This window comes from Chloroflexus sp. MS-G (assembly GCF_000735195.1).
GTDB lineage: Bacteria > Chloroflexota > Chloroflexia > Chloroflexales > Chloroflexaceae > Chloroflexus.
Genome location: NZ_JPIM01000001.1, coordinates 23878 through 41476, shown reverse-complemented (window position 1 = coordinate 41476; position 17599 = coordinate 23878). Strand labels below are relative to the sequence as shown.

The 17599-nt window shown below is 53.6% G+C and carries 19 protein-coding genes, 1 tRNA gene and 1 riboswitch; of the genes, 8 read left to right on the top strand and 12 right to left on the bottom strand.

The genetic code is table 11. The features are described 5' to 3' along the window. Nucleotides 1–69: 69 nt before the first annotated feature. The 4 genes from JE47_RS0100175 to JE47_RS0100160 all read right to left on the bottom strand — a co-directional run bounded on the left by JE47_RS0100175 (nucleotide 70) and on the right by JE47_RS0100160 (nucleotide 4442). Nucleotides 70–1272 carry a S1C family serine protease gene (locus JE47_RS0100175; RefSeq protein ID WP_031457822.1) on the bottom strand — a complete coding sequence of 401 codons (1203 nt, stop codon included), beginning with the start codon at nucleotides 1270–1272 and terminating at the stop codon, nucleotides 70–72. Nucleotides 1273–1795: 523 nt separating this feature from the next. Continuing rightward, nucleotides 1796–2335 (bottom strand): DUF2085 domain-containing protein, encoded by a 540-nt coding sequence (locus JE47_RS0100170; RefSeq protein ID WP_031457821.1) that lies wholly within the window; start codon nucleotides 2333–2335, stop codon nucleotides 1796–1798. Nucleotides 2336–2431: 96 nt separating this feature from the next. Further along, the gene (locus JE47_RS0100165; protein WP_031457820.1) at nucleotides 2432–3445 is read right to left on the bottom strand and encodes a phytoene/squalene synthase family protein; all 1014 of its coding nucleotides are present in this window, start codon (nucleotides 3443–3445) and stop codon (nucleotides 2432–2434) included. 127 nt (nucleotides 3446–3572) lie between these two features. After that, nucleotides 3573–4442: a MerR family transcriptional regulator gene (locus JE47_RS0100160; protein WP_236631083.1), complete on the bottom strand. Its 870-nt coding sequence runs from the start codon at nucleotides 4440–4442 to the stop codon at nucleotides 3573–3575. Nucleotides 4443–4754: 312 nt separating this feature from the next. Here JE47_RS0100160 and JE47_RS0100155 point away from each other — a divergent pair, with 312 nt between their 5' ends. After that, the gene (locus JE47_RS0100155; RefSeq protein WP_031457818.1) at nucleotides 4755–5729 is read left to right on the top strand and encodes a GDP-mannose 4,6-dehydratase; all 975 of its coding nucleotides are present in this window, start codon (nucleotides 4755–4757) and stop codon (nucleotides 5727–5729) included. Nucleotides 5730–5846: 117 nt separating this feature from the next. Beyond that, entirely contained in the window at nucleotides 5847–6959 is a 1113-nt protein-coding gene (locus tag JE47_RS0100150; RefSeq protein ID WP_031457817.1) for a sugar phosphate nucleotidyltransferase, read from the top strand. Between the two features lie 108 nt (nucleotides 6960–7067). On the opposite strand, the gene mscL is transcribed toward JE47_RS0100150, so the two are convergent. After that, nucleotides 7068–7484 (bottom strand): large conductance mechanosensitive channel protein MscL, encoded by a 417-nt coding sequence (mscL, locus tag JE47_RS0100145; protein WP_031457816.1) that lies wholly within the window; start codon nucleotides 7482–7484, stop codon nucleotides 7068–7070. A 496-nt stretch (nucleotides 7485–7980) separates the two neighbouring features. Here mscL and JE47_RS0100140 point away from each other — a divergent pair, with 496 nt between their 5' ends. After that, nucleotides 7981–8310, top strand: coding sequence for a hypothetical protein (locus tag JE47_RS0100140; protein ID WP_031457815.1), 330 nt, complete (start codon nucleotides 7981–7983; stop codon nucleotides 8308–8310). A gap of 24 nt (nucleotides 8311–8334) precedes the next feature. Beyond that, on the top strand, nucleotides 8335–8787 hold the full coding sequence (locus tag JE47_RS0100135; protein WP_031457814.1) for a universal stress protein: 453 nt from the start codon (nucleotides 8335–8337) through the stop codon (nucleotides 8785–8787). A 155-nt stretch (nucleotides 8788–8942) separates the two neighbouring features. Here the strand turns inward: JE47_RS0100135 and JE47_RS0100130 are convergent. From JE47_RS0100130 to JE47_RS0100120, 3 genes are all read right to left on the bottom strand, one after another. After that, nucleotides 8943–9017 (bottom strand) — tRNA-Lys (locus tag JE47_RS0100130). Nucleotides 9018–9144: 127 nt separating this feature from the next. Then, nucleotides 9145–9882 carry a PIG-L deacetylase family protein gene (locus JE47_RS0100125; RefSeq protein WP_031457813.1) on the bottom strand — a complete coding sequence of 246 codons (738 nt, stop codon included), beginning with the start codon at nucleotides 9880–9882 and terminating at the stop codon, nucleotides 9145–9147. Nucleotides 9883–9977: 95 nt separating this feature from the next. Further along, nucleotides 9978–10589, bottom strand: coding sequence for a 2Fe-2S iron-sulfur cluster-binding protein (locus JE47_RS0100120; protein WP_031457812.1), 612 nt, complete (start codon nucleotides 10587–10589; stop codon nucleotides 9978–9980). Between the two features lie 182 nt (nucleotides 10590–10771). On the opposite strand from JE47_RS0100120, the gene JE47_RS0100115 reads away from it, so the two are divergent. The 3 genes from JE47_RS0100115 to ribA are packed head-to-tail and all read left to right on the top strand — an operon-like array spanning nucleotide 10772 to nucleotide 13514. After that, nucleotides 10772–11668: a 1-acyl-sn-glycerol-3-phosphate acyltransferase gene (locus JE47_RS0100115; protein WP_051871032.1), complete on the top strand. Its 897-nt coding sequence runs from the start codon at nucleotides 10772–10774 to the stop codon at nucleotides 11666–11668. Between the two features lie 23 nt (nucleotides 11669–11691). Then, on the top strand, nucleotides 11692–12903 hold the full coding sequence (locus JE47_RS0100110) for a tetracycline resistance MFS efflux pump (protein WP_035418739.1): 1212 nt from the start codon (nucleotides 11692–11694) through the stop codon (nucleotides 12901–12903). A gap of 2 nt (nucleotides 12904–12905) precedes the next feature. Continuing rightward, on the top strand, nucleotides 12906–13514 hold the full coding sequence (gene ribA / locus JE47_RS0100105; RefSeq protein WP_031457809.1) for a GTP cyclohydrolase II: 609 nt from the start codon (nucleotides 12906–12908) through the stop codon (nucleotides 13512–13514). A 61-nt stretch (nucleotides 13515–13575) separates the two neighbouring features. Here ribA and JE47_RS0100100 read toward each other — a convergent pair whose 3' ends face one another. From JE47_RS0100100 to infC, 4 genes are all read right to left on the bottom strand, one after another. Next, a complete protein-coding gene (locus tag JE47_RS0100100) occupies nucleotides 13576–14325 on the bottom strand; it encodes a TrmH family RNA methyltransferase (protein WP_236631082.1) in 750 nt (249 codons plus the stop codon). A gap of 50 nt (nucleotides 14326–14375) precedes the next feature. After that, nucleotides 14376–14735 carry a 50S ribosomal protein L20 gene (rplT, locus tag JE47_RS0100095; RefSeq protein WP_031457807.1) on the bottom strand — a complete coding sequence of 120 codons (360 nt, stop codon included), beginning with the start codon at nucleotides 14733–14735 and terminating at the stop codon, nucleotides 14376–14378. A 123-nt stretch (nucleotides 14736–14858) separates the two neighbouring features. Next, the gene (locus JE47_RS0100090; RefSeq protein ID WP_031457806.1) at nucleotides 14859–15065 is read right to left on the bottom strand and encodes a large ribosomal subunit protein bL35; all 207 of its coding nucleotides are present in this window, start codon (nucleotides 15063–15065) and stop codon (nucleotides 14859–14861) included. Between the two features lie 55 nt (nucleotides 15066–15120). After that, nucleotides 15121–15861 carry a translation initiation factor IF-3 gene (gene infC / locus JE47_RS22465; protein ID WP_411278387.1) on the bottom strand — a complete coding sequence of 247 codons (741 nt, stop codon included), beginning with the start codon at nucleotides 15859–15861 and terminating at the stop codon, nucleotides 15121–15123. Between the two features lie 625 nt (nucleotides 15862–16486). Continuing rightward, a riboswitch (TPP riboswitch) is annotated at nucleotides 16487–16610 on the top strand. Nucleotides 16611–16708: 98 nt separating this feature from the next. Between infC and thiM the strand changes: the two genes are divergently transcribed. Beyond that, entirely contained in the window at nucleotides 16709–17518 is an 810-nt protein-coding gene (gene thiM, locus JE47_RS0100075) for a hydroxyethylthiazole kinase (protein ID WP_031457803.1), read from the top strand. Nucleotides 17519–17599: the final 81 nt, after the last annotated feature.

Below are 17599 nucleotides of genomic sequence, written 5' to 3'. Positions count from 1 at the left end.
GCAAACTAAAAACCGAAACCTGGCAACCAACCTTTACGGCTGCTGTATCATTGTACCGTATTCGCATGATTACGGTCGCGCTGCCAGCGTTACCGTCACATCAAGCTGCTCACTACCACGTTGGATCTTCAGTACGACCTGATCACCAACCTGCAATAAGTCAATCATACCGACCAGTTGATCGCTTGAGAAGATCGGTGCCCCGTTACAAGCGATGATAATATCACCTCCGATTCGCACCGGCAAACCACGATAGGTTGCGGTGGTTGACCCACCCTGTAGACCGGCTGCGGCTGCCGGACTCCCTTCCTGAACTGCACCAACGAGGACGCCCCGATTGATAGCAAGACCAAACCGATTCGCAAACAGGGTGTCAACCGTCGTCATGCTGATGCCCAGCCACGGATGATCGTAACGTCCTTGCTTGATTAACGCTGGCACCACGCGAGCTACAGTTTGCGCCGGAACAGCGTAGCCAACTCCTTCAAAATTACTCCCGCCGAGACTGACGGCAATTGCGGTGTTGACCCCGATCACTTCACCTCGCAAATTGAGGAGTGGGCCGCCCGAATTACCCGGATTAATCGCGGCATCTGTCTGTATCACGTTCGGAATACTGAAGCTACCAACACGACGTTCTGGGCCACGCAATGTACGCCCCAATCCACTGATAACGCCAACGGTGAGCGTATTCCGCTGACCAAAAGGGCTGCCAATGGCAACTGCGGTTTGCCCGACCTGTAATGTTTCGCTATTCCCCAACGGTAGCGGTTTCACGCCTTCTGGCAGACTGTTTACCTTGATCACTGCCAGATCACTGTCGGGATCACTACCGATCAGATCGGCAATAACCGTTGCACCGTTCGCAAAACGTACCTGGATCTGAAATGCCCCCGCAATCACGTGGTGATTTGTCACGATATGTCCCTGATCATCATACAGAAACCCTGAACCCTGACCACTTGGGCCATCTGGAGTAATCGGGGGGTGACCAGGTGGAAGATTAGCACTCTGATCAACCACTACATCTAGACTTACAACGGCTGGATTGACACGTCGGTAAAGATCAACTAACCGTTGTTCAGACTCACTCAATTCTGTTTCCACCACAACCGAAGTATTTCCAACCTCTATCGGCAGCAGCGGAGCATCGGTTGGCCGAATCGGTGGCGACGTTGGAGTCGGCGCTTCATTACTGGTAACTACCGTTAGATTGGCACGCGCACAACCGGTGACGATAAAAAGGAGCAATATAAGGAGAACCCGGCGCATAGTGTCATCTCCGTCATGGTGAATAGCACAATGGTACGTTTGCAGGTTACACAGTTCATCATACCAGAGAAGAGAGGTGAAGGCTAAGAGAAGTCATTTCCGAACAAGGCGTTGCCGAGTTCTCAGCTTTGGGTCACCTGCGCTGATCAGACAATGCCCAAGCAGAGTGACACCGAGAACTGTACGTATCCGCTCCTGATGACTCGCGAATCGCCTGGATACGCGACTGGAAGGCATCGCCTCTGAGGGGATTGTGGGAGCACAAACCTCTAGAGCGTGAAATCTCCCCTACTGTGCACTAAAGGGCATAATCGGCGCACCAATGAGGGTCTGCGCACCACTGCGTGCGCTGCAGACGGGTGGGGAACTAATCCCGATTGCGCAGCTCTTTTGCTCTTTCCCCATTACCACTGTTGGGAGGAAAAGGACGTTACAAGCCCGCAGTCGCCCTTTACCCCGGTTCCTCTTCATCGTGAAAGAGCGGAGCCAGTGCAAGCGACTGCCCGGAAGGAACGGTATTCTACTACCCCTGGCCAACCGCTCCTTGTTGAGCAGAGGACGGCCATAACCCAGGCCAGATCGAAGCAAAGAAAAGGCCAGCGGCAAAACCGGCTTGCACACCGTTGATCAGCAAAAGCCAAAGAGGTGCAAACCACCAACCGCTATAATGTCCGATAATCTCAAGCGGCCAGAGTAAAAATGGTAGGGCTGCCAATACCAGACGCTGTGACCAGACTAACGACCGATACCAGCGTAACAACGAAGGCGCCCGCTCGCCGATCATCAGCCGGGCCAACCAGAGACCGATAGTAGCCCCCCAACAGCGAGCACACACCGCCATCGGCCAGCCCAACAACCATAACGAACGTTCTGGCGTTGGACAGATATACGTTGCCAGCAGATCACGGGCGAAGGTACCGGTCTCACTCACGAGGGGTAAACCGGTTGCGCGCAAGAGCGGTGAAGCTATCGGTCCCAAAAAGAGAATCCAGAGTATTAGATCGTACACTTGGGGTGACCAGGAACGTTGCGAGTGTGGCGTTGGTAGAGCGTATACAGTCATAGCGCTGTCCATTTCACGATAGCAATCCATCGGTGTGTCATAACCTCATTGTACCAGAGATTATTGATATGCAACACACCCGTGAAATGAGACAGTTCAACGAGAACGAGACAACATCTTCGACAGGCACCGCATATCCCACCAGATACGCGGCAGACGAGCAATCTTCTCGCGTAGCGGGAGATACGCACGTCGGGTATACGAGTCGTAACGATTTTGCTCTATTTTATCGAGAATACCGCGGTAGACACGTGCAGCAGCCGCGACCGCCAGACGTACCTCTGGCGGCAACAGTGCAATGCCGGGCCAACTTTCGTCGTACAACTGATGAGCACGTGCCACCTGGAACTTCATCAACGCAATAAACCGCTCATCATACACGCGGGCTAGAATGTCATCAGCAGTGAGACCAAAGCGTGCCAGTTCATCTTCAGGCAAATACACTCGCTGGCGATCAGCATCCTCGCCGATGTCGCGCAAAATATTGGTAAGCTGCAACGCAACACCGAGCTTGATCGCATAAGGTTGTGCACCAGGTGCTGCACCGGTAATGCCGATCACCAGCAAGCCTACCACCGACGCAACACGATAGCAATAGAGCCAGAGGTCGGCAAACGTGGCATAGCGTGAAATGGTGAGATCCATTGCGACCCCTGCCAGCAATTCGTCGATCAGACTCGGCGAAAGGTTATAACGCTGGCAGGTATCGGCCCAGGCCAATAATACTGGGTGTGAGGTATCAAACCGTGGCCGACGTGCAATCCGGATCCATTCGGCTAATGCCCGTGCCGGATCAGATTCGGCCATGTCAACAGTATCATCGGTAGTGCGACAAAAGGCGTACAATGCCCGCACAGCACGACGCTGCCCTGGTGGCAGAAATTGGGTACTGAAAAAGAAACTCTTTGAATGACGACGAATGATCTGATCGCATATCGCGTAAGCCTCGGCTAACGTTCGCGTTGGCGGTGGCGGCAACTCGTCGGTATGCGATGAGGCAGGAAGATCGCTGAGATGAAGGAGTTGGGCAAGCTGCTCATCTGCTGGCAGCGCCTGGCTCACCGGTAAGCCGTTTCCTCGCGTAAAGATCGAGAGCGAATTCAGCGACACACTGCACTCCTTTTGTCACATATCACGCTTATTTGTAATATACGCAATATTGCGTTTACCGGCAAGTACGAATCACACAGGATCGACCGCTATAAGAACGATCTCTGTGCACGGTTCACCTTCACCATTAGCGACTGCGACTCAGGAGTGACGCAACATTCTCAACGGCTTCCTGGGCATCACGACCTAAAAATGTTCCCGGCATCTTATGCGTCAAGACCGGATTAAGATTGAATGCGCGGCCACCATAGCCGAAGAGTGGCGTAGGCGGTGGCAATTGTTGAATCGCTCGACCGATTTCGAGCAACTGCGTAGCGGTTTCGGTTGTAGAAGCGGACAAACACACTAAATCAGGCTGAATATGACGCACCGCATCAAGCAGGTCCTTCACCGGCACTTCCGGCCCAAGGTAGATCACCTGCCAGCCATGACGAACAAAAAAGACTGATAACATCAGTGCGCCCAGATCGTGCTGTTCACTCGGCGCACAACCAACGAGAATTAACCCTCGCCCCTCTGTAACGTTATAGGTATTGAAGAGACTCGACAACTTACGCCGAATGAACTGGGTTGCAAAATGTTCTGCTGTCACCGAAATGCGTCCAGCGTGCCACTGCTCACCGATTTCAACCATCGTCGGCTGGATCAACTTCAAGAAGACATCTTCCAGCGGGTAGAGTGCAAATGCTTCACCCAGAATCTGCTCGGCGCGTGTCGCATCAAAATCGGTTAACGCAGTGATCAGCCGCGCCTGCATCCGCTCCCACGTATGTGGCTCGGTGTCGACCGCAGTGTTTAGCCACGAAAGACTGGTGTCGCTGCCCTCCATCATCAGGGCAATGGCTTGACTGATAGTAAGACCCTCGGCTGTACGGTCACGTAGCCAGCGAATGGTCGCAATATCACGCTCCGAGTAGAGGCGATGACCACCTTCCGTTCGCTGAGGACGGGGAACGCCATAACGACGTTCCCATGCCCGGAAGGTGTCCGCTGGCACACCCGTCTCCTGTGCGACAGCCTTCGTATTGTATCGTGGCTTGTCTGAGAATTGGGAGAGAAAATGCTGCGGTGCCATAGTTCCGCGACCCTTCACAGTGCTCACAAGGTGAGACAACAGTCTATAAGCATTGATACCTTAGTTCTGCTATACCATCGTTCACGAAAACGTTTGCGCTTATCACGGCCTTGTCACGACCAACCGTGAAGCGTGGTACAATGTCACTAATATTGTATCATGTTGCACAATCACTGTCAATAAATTGCACAATTATACTTTATCTTCGTTGCATTTAATCAAAGCTTCACTCCTATGCGGGCACTTATTACCGGAATTAACGGCTTTGTTGGTGGTCATTTGGCCGAATATCTGCTTGCCGATGGACGGTGGGAAGTTTGGGGACTGTCGCGCTCACCGCACCTGACTCTGCCCCATCTGATCGGCAAAGTAGAGCTTGTCCAAGCCGATCTGGCCGATGCCGAAGCAACCATGCGGGCGCTGGTGCGGGTACGACCAAATGTTATTTTTCACCTTGCCGGTCAACCATTTGTTCCTGAATCGTTTCGTGACCCGGCCGGAACCCTGGCTGCCAATACACTAGGGGCATTGCACATTTTCCTTACCCTGATCGAATACCGTATGGCGACGCGGGTGCTAGTGATCGGTACCAATGAGGAATATGGCAAGATCGATCCTGACGACTTGCCGATTGATGAAGATACCCCTTTACGACCAACGAGCCCGTATGGGGTCAGTAAAGCAGCTCAAAGTCTCCTTGCTTTGCAATACTACTACAGCCACGGCCTTGATCTGGTGCGTGTCCGACCCTTTACGCACATCGGCCCTCGCCAGAACGAACGATTTGTCACCGCCGCCTTCGCCCGCCAGATCGCCCGCATCGAGTTAGGGTTACAACCACCTGTCGTGCAAGTAGGGAATCTGTCTGCCCAGCGTGATTTTACCGATGTACGTGATGTGGTAGCCGCCTATGCCTTACTGGCCGAATACGGTGAAAGTGGGATGGTATACAACGTTGGCTCTGGACGTGCGGTGATGATTCGTGAAGTGCTCGATATGCTGCTGGCAGAATGTACTGTCCCGGTTGAAGTGCGCTTGAACCCAGAACTGATGCGCCCCATTGATGTTCCGCTCGTCGTCTGTGATGCGTCTCGGCTGCGTATGCGTACTGGCTGGCAGCCACACTACACGTTGGCCGAAACCCTGCACGATATTCTGACCTATTGGCGTGAACGGGTACGCACCGAAGTAACAACTACCACTGGCTAAGAAAATCGTCACCAGCGTACCATCTTTTGTAAACTGTTTGTGTTCTGTTCACGTTATACTACGCTCATCATCGACCGGTAGAGAGCTATTTGTAACCTAGCACGAGCAGAGTAGTCTATGAAAGCAGTCATTCTTGTTGGCGGTCAGGGTTCGCGATTACGTCCACTCACCTGCCGCACACCCAAACCAATGCTACCGCTGGTCAATCAACCGTTTATCGAGTGGATGTTGTTACGTCTGCGCGATTATGGAATCCGTGAGGTCATCCTCGCTGTCCAGTATCTGGCCGATCGCTTCCGAGCTGCGCTTGGCGATGGTTCACGGCTGGGTATGAATCTGCACATCGTCGAGGAACCGGAACCACGCGGTACCGCGGGCGCCGTCAAGCATGTTGAACATCTGTTAGAAGGCACAACCTTTGTTTTTAACGGCGATGTGATGACCGACCTTGATCTGCAAGCAATGCTCGATTTCCACCGCGAACGCGGCAGTAAGGTGACCATTTCGCTTACCCCTGTTGACGACCCTACCCAATTTGGGCTGGTTGAAACCGACCGCGACGGTCGTGTCCGCCGTTTTCTTGAAAAGCCACGAGCCGAAGACATTACCACGAATCTGATTAATGCCGGGACGTACCTGATCGAGCCGGAGATCTTCCGTTATGTGCCACCCAATGAATTTTATATGTTTGAGCGTGGTCTCTTCCCGGTGGTGCTACAAACCGGCGATCCGATGTATGGCTTCCCATCACGGGCTTACTGGACCGACATTGGTAAACCGCAGACCTATCTCGATGTTCACCACGACATTTTGATCGGGAAAGTGCAATATCATTTCCGTGGTCAACAAATTGGCGAACGGATCTGGGTGGAAGGCGAAGCCGAGATTCACTCCAGCGCCCACATCGTTGGACCGGTTGTGATTGGTCACGGCACGCGCATTGGACGGGGGAGTCGCATCGTCGGCCCAACCGTCATTGGTTCCCACTGCACAATTGGTCCTGAATGTCAGATCGAAGGCGTTGTTATGTGGGATGGAAATATCATCGAAGAGGGAACAATCCTGCGCAACTGTGTGCTGGGGTACAGTAATCATATCGGTGAACGTAGTCATATCAGTGATGGGGCAATTATCAGCGACGAGTGCCGGATCGGGCAGGAAAACCGCCTTGAACGCGGTATTCGCATTTGGCCAGGCACAACCCTCAATGATCGGGCGATTTCCTTCTGAATACTATTTCGCGGCCAGTAAATCACGGATTTCGATACGTAGACGCTCCGTCAGGGTGGGTTCAGTTGGCGCAGGTGATGCCTGCGCCTCAATTGATGACTTCTGATCCTATTTCGCGGCCAGTAAATCACGGATTTCGATGAGCAGACGCTCGGTGAGGGTAGTCTCAGTTGGTGCAGGTGATGCCTGCGCTTCACGTAGCCGTATCTTCCTGATAAACTGCACAATCAAGAAGAGCACAAACGCAATCAATAAAAAGTTGATAACAGCCGTCAAAAACGCGCCATACGCCAACACCGGCCCGCTCGCCCGCGCTTCAACCAGGGTTGTTGCAGTCTGTCCACCAAGCGGAATAAAATAGTCGCTAAAGTCCGCTCGCCCGCCAAAAAGCAGACCGATGATCGGATTGATAATATCGGTTACTAATGAGTTAACAATTGCCGTAAACGAAGCGCCAATTATCACTCCAATCGCCAGATCGACAACATTTCCTCGCATGATGAACTCACGAAACTCTTTGAACATACGATCCTCCTGATAGGTTGCACACTGTCTTATTGACACTATAGCCCATTCGAGGGAGAAGTGTTCAGATGAAAGCTCCTTCCCCCTGTGTAATGAACAGAGCAACACGCGCAATGAATCTCAATCCAGTCGCTCAAAATGGTTCCTGACCCACAGATTTTCTGAGAGCACAAACCGCTAGCTCACGTTCTACGCACGCTAAAAACTATCGTTCGTTACATCAGCATTGAGGTCGGGTTTGAAACTGTCTTATCGCTGTGATGAGCAGCATACTTACCGGCGATCATCACTTCTCCTCTGTTCATCTTCATTGAAACCATGATAAACGCAGAAAATTCATTTGATTTCAGAGCTAAAAGTCGAGCAATCGAAAATTGATTATTAGTCTAAAAATCTTCACACACGGTTATGAGTTACAGCACTCTACCCTGACGAGTTTGTGATACTGTGTACATAGAACTATGATCGGCAAGAAGTTGTTGGAAAAGAGTCTGCTATGGCACGCCCAAAACGACCGCCTCATCCAATGATTGCCCGTGCTCGTGCGCATCTACGAGCAATTGCACCCGACTTGCAATTTGCACCGTTGATTTTGCGCACGCTCGACGGGCCACCAGGCAGTCCACGTTACGCTGTTTCCGTAGCGCGCTGCCAGAATGTAGGGGAATGTCCTTATGAAATGGCAGACCCTTCGGTCTGTACCGTGCCAAGCTGTGATCTACGCCGTTCGCTACGCCTGTTGCTCAACGCCGATGGCAGCCTGGCGCAAGTAATTGAAGGGCACCGACGCTGGAATCCACGGCCACCTGATGACGTCACGCCCTGACCGGAAGGCAACAAGGAGGTTGCTATGTACCGCCACATTCTCGTTCCGCTCGATGGTTCGGCGCTCGCCGAGCAAGTTTTGCCTCATGTCCATGCCCTGGCCGCTAATGAAGGCACGGTCAAAATCACGCTGTTGCGTGCCGTGCCGCCAATCTTCACAACTACCGTCGATTACAGTGGTTTATTGGCTGCGACGACCGAAGCGCTAAATACGATGGAACAGGAGGCACTCGAATATCTCCAACAGATTGCGAAGCAGTTTCAAAGTGAAGGATATCAGGTACATACCGAGGTTAGTGCACTTCCGCCGGCTGAGGCAATTATTGAGTACGCCGAGAATCATGATGTTGATCTCATCGTGATTGCCACCCACGGTCGGAGTGGGATCAGTCGCTGGGTGTTCGGCAGTGTCACGCAAAAAGTTGTTCAGGTAGCGCCAACACCGGTGTTGGTGATTCGACCAAAGGAAGGGAAATAGTTCGGATCATAGGGATTCGATCAGCCCTTTCACCCCTGGCAGCAGAGCATGACAAACTGCGATAACGGCAGGACAACGCGATGAACAGAGAGTAGTGCTGGTGATTAAAAGGCGAGAGGTGGGTTATGAACCCACCTCTTGCCTCCAAGCGGTACTGGTGAGCCGGGTGGGGATCGAACCCACGACCCTCTGATTAAAAGTCAGGTGCTCTACCTCTGAGCTACCGGCCCGCCAAGGAGTAGTATAGCTGAGTCTGGCTCAGGCGTCAAATGAATGCCAGCGCATTGTGTCGAAGTGATAATGAAGTGTTTGATCATCCTCGTTAAAGAATCTGAAACACCCCAGCACGACTCGGCGCTACGCATTCTCCACGCGGTGAAATGCCTCGGCCAGAGGTAAGCCAAACTCCCGCCCACGTTCAGCCGCCCACTGGCGTACCATCTCAGCCAGTTGGGTTTGATCAATTCCTAATTGGGAAACGTGGCAACGCAGTGCCGCCAGCTTCTGCTCGATAGTCGCACTAATGTCTACCGCGAAATTCAATACTGGGGCGCCGGTAACAAAGACTTCACGAACTTTGCTCGGTGGATAACCTTCGGCCAGTAATTCGGGAAAATCCCAACTGTTCTGCGCCGCCGGGTATACCGCTGCCAGGGTTGCGTTAGCTGCTGCGAGATGATCGGGATGGAAACGTGGAATTGAATACTGCGGTGTCCATACCCGATCTGGCGACTGACAAACGACACGCTGGGCGCGAATTCGTCGAATCTGACGCACAATGTCGCGGCGCAATTCGAGTGTTGGCTGCAACATGCCGTCTGGGTAATCGAGGAAGATCACCTCTTTCAAACCGAGAACCCGAGCTGCTGCCTGCTGTTCCGCTTTACGAATGTCGCTAATCCGACGCCGTGCTGCCGGACCAACATCGGTAGCATCATCAGGCCCACCACCACTACCATCGGTACAGATCACCAGCGTAATTTCCCACCCTTCGGCAGCCCAGGCCGCAAGCGTCCCACCACAACTGAATTCAGCATCATCAGGGTGAGCAACAACGACCAATGCAGTACGCGGTTCAACGGGTGAATGTTGCATGGTTGCTCCTTAAGACGTTGTTATACTGTGAGGTAGCATACCATAATTTCATCAATATCTTTTCAGTGTTGCTGCCCACACCTGCTTGAAGCGTCCTACTCACTTGCCCGCCGTACCTCAGCCGCTGCTGCTCGTACACGCGCCAGTGCATCACTCGATGGTGGCGGCGCTGGTGAGTTTAGAGTCTGCTCAAATGTCTTGCCAAAATCGGTGAGCCATTGACTGAAACGCTCCATCGATTGCCACGGATTGATAATCCGCCCTAATCCAATGGTTGTAATCGCATTGAGCATATTCCACGGATAGCCTACTAGTTGGTCAATACTTTGCCGGGTAACATTGCCCACGAACGCACCGGCATTAGCGACGACTGTTGTTCCGGCAGGTGGATTGATCACGGCAAATGCCTGCCGTCGTAATTCTTCAGCGTTGGTGATAACGGTGATCGGATCTCTGCCACGTACCGAAGCCTGACAGCCAAGGCGCCATCCAGCCTGTAAGTTTTCATCGCTTAGCCAGATTTTTTCGCGGTCGTTAGGTGGACTAAGCGACTCGGCTCCGGCCAGCACGCGCACTTTGCAGGTCTGACAAAAGCCGGTACCATCACAAACAAAACCAATATGCGCACCATTCCGTCGCGCAACGTCCAGAATTCGCTCACCAGGACGGGCATTCATCTCGACATCGTTGATAATTACTGATGTCATAGCATTCTCCTTCATAGGGAAAGGGTGTTTATTCTTATTGTAACGCGGTTTTGGTCTAAATAGTGGTATGATTACAATAGAGAGTGAATACAAGACAACGCTTTGCCGTGTTGCACGACGACCCAGTGCTCAGCACGACCTCCACGGTTTTTCTACGCTGGGTTGTCTGCTGCTGACAGCCAATGTCATTCTACGCCGTCTTACAGCATAATACACCAGTGCTTACACCCCCAGCTACCTCGTCGGCGCTGGCCGATCTAATCTGGCTCAATACTGCCGACATGCTACGCGGTTTTGGGATCAGTCGTCCACCTTGGCTACACGGGCTGGCAACCATCCTGGCGCGCCCGGCAGCACGTCGTTTTGCCCGCCAGCTTCTGACATTCGATGCTTTGGTTGGCACCTCTGGATTACCCACCGCTAGCGCCTGGATTTGTTCACATTTCGCTCCCGGATTAGACATTCTTGGGTATCCCCCGCCAAACACAGGGCCACTCCTGGTTGTTGCTAACCATCCCGGATTGCTTGATGCTGCGGCGCTGATGACCACTCTCAATCGTAGCGATCTCAAAGTGATTGCCATTGCCCGACCACTGTTGCGCGCACTTCCCCACACGAGGGCTACCATCATTCCGGTCGGTACCACTGTGCAACACCGTATGAACGCTGTACGCCACGCTATGCGCCACTTGCAGCAGGGAGGAGCAATCCTGACCTTTCCGGCCGGACGCATCGAACCCGATCCGGCACACGATCTCACGGCGATAGCCAGCTTAACGGCATGGTCTGCAAGTCTCGATCTCTTCGGGCGCATTGCAATCGGGCTACCGGTAGTGACTGCCATCGTCAGTCATGTACAGGCCCCGGCTGCGTTACACCATCCGCTTACCCGTTTGCGTCGCAATCCAGCCGACCGCCAGTGGCTGGCTGCGATTCTGCAAGTGTTGTGGCCGCACCTGGCAACAACACCAGTGCAGGTTCGATTTAGCCCACTACTTCATGCCGATCATGATCTGCGAACAAACGTACAGTTCTGGGCAAAAATCCTTATGCAACAGGCCAACACAACGTGTTTATAGAAACGTGTTTATAGAGGAGTTTCATGGATCGCCGCCATTTCATTGTCGCTAGCTCGGTGCTGGTTGATATGATGGGTTACGGCCTGATTATGCCGTTATTACCCTTCATCGTTAAGACCTGGACGAGCGATGCTTTCATTGTCGGGATGCTCGGCTCGTTGTATGCTGCAACGCAATTGCTGGTTGCGCCCATCTTGGGTAGCCTATCTGACCGCATTGGTCGGCGTCCGGTGCTGCTGCTATGTCTCTTTGGTTCAGCGCTGGCCTATCTGAGCATAGCGCTAGCCAACTCAATCACCTTGCTCGCAGCCGCCATCGCTTTAGGCGGGGCTGCCGGTTCAAGTATGCCGGTAGCGCAGGCCTACATTGCCGACACCACCACACCACAACATCGCGCCCGTGGTTTAGGGCTACTAGGTGCAGCCTTCGGCCTGGGACTGATCGGCGGAGCAGCGATGGGGGGATTCCTGGGTCAGTACGGATTAGCGATACCACCGGCTCTGGCGGCTGCAATTGCACTAGGCAATGCACTGTACGCAACCATTGCCTTGCCCGAATCGCTCCCACCACACCATCGTCACCATTCGACATACTGGTTACAGCTTTTCGCACCTGTATATACCGCCATGCAGATACCAACAATACGGCCACTACTCTTTGCGGTTGTGCTGCTTAACATCGCATTTGCCGGTTTGCAGAGCAATGTTGCTCTCTTCACAATGACCCGCTTTGGGTGGGGGCCAACCCAAAATGCGCTGCTTTTTGTGTTCGTTGGAATATGGGCCGCGATCACGCAAGCCGGACTGCTCAAAATCTTGCATCCCCTGCTCGGTGACACGCGCCTAGCCGGTGGTGGTATGGGCTTCATGGCCCTGGCGTTTCTGCTGGTTGGTATGGTCAAACAGAGCGACTGGCTCCTCTTCCCACTGGCCGCAATGCTGGCAATTGGGATGGGGCTTGCGGTACCAACGCTGACCAGTATCATCTCACAGCGTGCCGGGAACAATCGCCAGGGAGCTGTTCTTGGCGGTATGCAGGCGCTTATTAGCCTGGCGCTCATCGTCGGGCCGCTCAGCTTTGGTTTTCTCTTTGACCGCTTTGGCCCCGACACCCCCTACCTCATCGGTGGTACGCTGCTCACCGGTGCATGGCTGGTGGTGGTATGGACGTTTCTCCAACCGATACCTGCCCTGCCACCAATTGCTTCTCGTCCTGTGGAAGACTCAGAGGCCTAACTATGACAACTCTCACTCCAATTACCCGTGCAGCGATGGCAGATTTGCCAACCAGATTTGGTCATTTTCAGATCGCAGTTTACCTCGATGCTGAACAAAAAGAACAAGTTGCCCTGTTCTGCGGCCAAATTGACAACTCAGACCCAGTCCTCACCCGTCTTCACTCTGAATGTCTTACCGGCGACATCTTTGGCTCACACCGCTGCGATTGTGGCGAGCAACTAGCTGCCGCACTGACTGCCATTCAGCAAGAAGGACGCGGCGTGTTACTGTATCTCAGACAAGAGGGACGTGGGATCGGGTTGGTGAACAAGATTCGCGCTTACGCGCTTCAGCAACAAGGACTCGATACAGTCGAGGCCAATCGTGCGCTGGGATTTCCCGATGATATGCGCGATTACAGCATCGCTGCCGCCATCCTACGTGATCTCGGCATCACCAGCGTGCGTCTGCTTACTAACAATCCTGCCAAAATGACCAGTCTCGAACAGCACGGGATTCATGTGCTTGAACGAGTACCGCTGCAAGTTCCGGCAACGACCTATAGCGCTAGCTACCTACTCACCAAGCAGCTTCGTATGGGGCATTTGCTCGACAGCCGGTTGTTGTAGGAAAGAAGGGTGACGGTAGGCAGTGTATCACCTGCGGTGTGAACAGATTGAGAAGCCGCTCCTAATGCTCAACCATACGTTGCCGAAGCGCTTCAAACAAAATGATGCTTCCGGCTACACCAGCGTTGAGCGACTCAATCGAACCAACCATTGGAATGGCAATCAAGTGCTGGGCCAGAGCACGAGCGGATGAACTCAAACCGTGAGCTTCATTGCCGATAATTAGTGCTGCGGGTTGACGCCAATCCACCGCGTAGTAAGGCTGTTTACCCGTGCTATCAGCCGCATAGACGGTCAACGAACGCAGCTCGGTACTTACCATTTCCCACGACCATATTCGCAGGGGCAACAGAAAGTGTGCACCCATTGCTGCACGAGCCACTTTTGGATTGAAGGGATCGACAGTTCCAGGAGCACAGATAACGAGACCAACTCCAGCAGCAGCAGCCGAACGGAGAAGGGTTCCCACATTGCCAGGGTCTTGGATAGCATCTAAAACAAGGCGCAGACCGGGTCGCGGTGACAATTCAGGCCAGCGCACAGCCGCCACAACTCCCTGGGGCTGTTCAGTATCGGCAGCGGCAGCAACAGCGGCAGGAGTTGCCGGATAGCAGTTTGGTAACTGACGCAGACGATTCAACAGCGCCGTACCGGCAGGAGTGGATGACAGTTGTTCAGGAGCGTACAGCGCAAGGCGCAACTCAGCTCCGGACGACAGCGCATCGCTAACGAGACGAACCCCTTCGATAACGAAACTCCGCTCGCTTCGCCGATGACGTGCCGATTCGGCGAGCAAGCGGAGCCACTTCACATGCTGGTTTGCAGAACTAGAGATCACACCGGCAGGGAACAGTGATCGGTTCACGCAACAGCAGCCGATTGCGCCTGGGCAACGATCCGAGCAAAAGCTTGCGGATCGCGTACCGCAAGATCGGCCAACATCTTGCGGTCAATCACAATGTTCGCTTTCTTCAGGCTATTCATTAGGCGGCTATAGGTTGTACCGTGAAGGCGGGCCGCTGCATTGATACGAATAATCCACAGACGGCGAAAATCACGCTTACGTCGACGTCGGTCACGATACGCATCAGCAAGTGCGTGCATCACCGCCTCGTGCGCCACCTTGTAATGGCGACTGCGCGCACCGCGATACCCTTTGGCCTGAGCTAACAGTTTCTTGTGGCGCTTACGCACCATTATGCCACGCTTGACACGAGTCATAATTTTTCTCCTTTAACGGATAGGTCAGGGGGTGGCAAACCAAACCCTGAACTTCACCCGCGATCAACTAAAGATATTCCTGCGCGAATAATAATGACCTGACACAGTACTTCCGTGCCGAGCCTACTCTAACCCGTAAGGCAGTGCTCTCTGCAACAAGCGACGGTTAGCAGGGGAAACCGGATGCCCCTTCCCCCAGGCGCGTTGCGAACGGCTGGGTCGGTTACGCTTGTTTCCACGCACACCACGCTGTTGAAGAAACTTACCCGACGCTGTTACCTTAAAGCGCTTTTTCGCGCCTTTGTGCGTCTTCATTTTCATCTTAGGCATTGAACAGCTCCTCTAGTGCCACCGGATGGCGTAACACCGACCGGTATCGCATCAGTTATCGTCGTCTTCGGCGTCCCCGTTCTGCTTCCTCTTCTTCGTCGAAATCGTCTTCCTCGTCGTCGTAATCTTCGTCGAAGAAATCTTCATCTGCTTCAGTATCCTCGATCTCCTCGACTTCTGCGCTACTATCCTCGACGAGTTCTTCTTCCGCAACGACTTCTTCTTCGGCTACCGGTGCCGCCGCAGCCGCATCAGGTTTCGTGCTGGTTGTCCCGCTCTGTGCAGCGCGCTGAGCGGCTGCCTTTTGCGCCTGTTGAGCTGCTTTCAACACTTTTGCCGTTGGCGCCAGCAACATTGACAAGACACGGCCCTCCATGAGCGGTTTCTGTTCGATGACGGCAATATCACTCAACTGCTCAGCAATCTGATCGAGCATCTGCCGCCCAATTTCGGGATGAGCCATTTCACGACCACGAAAGCGCAAGTTGAATTTCACTTTGTCGCCGGCCAATAAGAAGCGCCGCGCCTGATTCGCTTTTACTGCAACATCGTGATCGTCAGTCTTTGGCATGAGCCGAATTTGTTTGAGTTCCGACTGTTTTTGATTACGACGCGCTTCACGCTCTTTCTTGCTCTGCTCGTAGCGAAATTTGCCATAATCAAGCAAACGACATACAGGTGGGACTGCATTTGGCGCGACTTCAACGAGATCGTACCCGCGTTCTTCAGCCATCGCCAGTGCCTCGCGAAGCGGAACAATCCCTACCTGCGTGCCATTCTCGTCAATGAGACGCACTTCACGAGCACGAATACGATTATTGATGCGAAACCGGTCTCTAATGGCGCGACTCCTTCGTCTTGCAAAGGGTGACAGACGCGACAAGCAGGATAGTTATGGTTGCTTACTGTCACCACAACCTGACTTTCCAACTTTTTGACAACAAGATAACATCGCCCCAGAGCGATGCTACGTCAATGCGGCATTATACCAGTCTGTACGAGGTTCGTCAAACGTTGCGGGCAGGAAAACAGGAGTTTCAGCATGCACAGCTTCGAATTACCAGCCGCCTCGAAAGTGCAGGCATCTGGCCTGCGTGAAGTGGAGCTATGACGGGAAGGCGTTGGCTGCCGTATCTTCCTGCGAGAGGGGCAGTGGGAAACTCGCTAGGAGCGTGGGCATCCAGCCTGCGTTAGGTAGCCGTTCTTCAGAAGCGTATTTTAGGGTCTAACCCGCTACAATGACGAACTAGATCGGCGATGAAACAGGGTCTGGCCGTAGATGCTTGTTGGTACGGGAAGCTGCGCAGCGCTTCATACGCGGCGAATAGTTCGTAAATACTCCATTCCCCTCTCCCTACTGCAACCGGAGCGCTAGAGAAATGCGAATGGCTTGCAGGGAATACGTGGTCGTGGTATCATTAAATCTATGCCAGGGGAGCCTGGGTGAACCGGGCTGAGAGGGTGTCTCCAGCGTTACGCTACCGACACCGACCCTCTGAACCTGATCTGGGTTATGCCAGCGGAGGGAGGAGCAAACGGTGCAGATGTACGATCTGCGATTAGTGTATCCGTCCTGCGGTGGCAGGGCGGTTTTTTTACCCCTTCAATCGTTGCCGTCCGTCTGCTGGCGCAAGGAGGTACGCATGACACTCAATGAACGGATTGCCGTATTACGTGAGCAGGTACGCCAGCAGCGTCCCCTCATTCACCACATCACGAATTTTGTGGTGATGAACGACACCGCGAATGTGACCCTGCACATCGGCGGGTTGCCAGTGATGGCGCATGATCGGGCAGAAGTTGCCGAGATGGTAACGGCTGCTGGAGCGCTCGTGCTCAACGTGGGTACGTTGTCGCCTGATTGGATCGAAGCGATGTTGATTGCAGGGCGGCGCGCCAACGAGCTGGGCATTCCCATTGTGCTCGATCCGGTCGGCGCCGGCGCCACTACGTTGCGCACAACGAGTAATCGCCGCTTACTCGAAGAGCTACAGATTTCAATTGTGCGTGGCAATTCGGGTGAGATTGGCGCATTAGCCGGGATGGGTGGCGTGGTAAAGGGTGTTGAGACCGTTGTTGAGGTTGATAACCCACTTGCTGCCGCCCAGGCATTGGCCCGCCAGTACCAAACCGTGGTGGCGGTAACCGGTCGGCGCGACATCGTCACCGATGGGACACGAGTGTTTATGGTCGATAATGGTCACGAATGGCTTAAAACGCTCACCGGCACCGGCTGTTCAGCAACAACGGTGATTGCCGCATTTGCCGCGGTCGAACGTGATTATCCGTTGGCCGCAGCAGCCGCACTTGCCTGTTTTGGGTTGGCAGCCGAAATCGCGGCTCCAGCCGCACGTGGGCCAGCCAGTTTCAAAGTGGCGTTCTACGATGCAATATACCACCTTTCAGCCGACCAGATTCGGACAGGCGCACGAGTGACATTGGGAACAGAGTGAGAGCGTAGCGTCCTAGCCTGATTGAGAGCGTGTCTGAACAATACGCCTCTGGTCTGAAAGAGGAGTGTTTCAGACCTACCC